Genomic DNA, 539 nt, shown 5'->3' on the forward strand with positions numbered 1-539 from the left:
GAGGCGGTCGGTGGTCAGCACGGACAGGATCCACGGCGACACGATGACGCGGAAGTCGTCGTCCAGGCCCGGGATCGCGTACTCGGCGGTGTCGATGATGACGTAGTCCTCGTCGCCGGTCACGCCGCTGGTGAGGAAGGCGCGGACGCGCTCGTCGAGGGCGCGGCACTCGTCCTCGCCCATGAACAGGAACACCGGGACGCCGGGCTCGAGCAGCTCGAGCGTGCCGTGGAAGAAGTCGTGCGAGGTGATGTGGCGGATGCGCTTCCACTGCATCTCCTCGAGCAGGCACATGGAGTACAGGATGGTCTCGCCCCAGAGGGCCCCCGAGCCGATGAACATGGTGTAGTCGGCCAGCGCGTACTTCCTGGCGATCTCCTCGGCGCGCGGCTCGAAGCGCTTGCGGATGTCGAGCAAGTCCTTCCAGACGTCCTTCGTCTGCTCGATGAACAGGTCGAACTTGGGGAAGCAGCCGCGGCGGTTGAGCAGGCGCAGGCCGAAGCAGTCGGCGAGGTAGTAGCCCTTCTCGCAGCCGCCGG

The 539-nt window shown here is 66.6% G+C and carries 1 protein-coding gene; it reads right to left on the reverse strand.

The window, feature by feature from the left end; translation table 11 throughout:
- Positions 1-539: SIS domain-containing protein (locus ACTNA2_RS09095; protein ID WP_441049394.1), on the reverse strand; the 539-nt coding region annotated here is incomplete at both ends.

The sequence above is a fragment of the Collinsella sp. HCP28S3_E9 genome (genome assembly GCF_052065455.1).
In the GTDB taxonomy this organism is placed as follows: Bacteria; Actinomycetota; Coriobacteriia; order Coriobacteriales; family Coriobacteriaceae; genus Collinsella.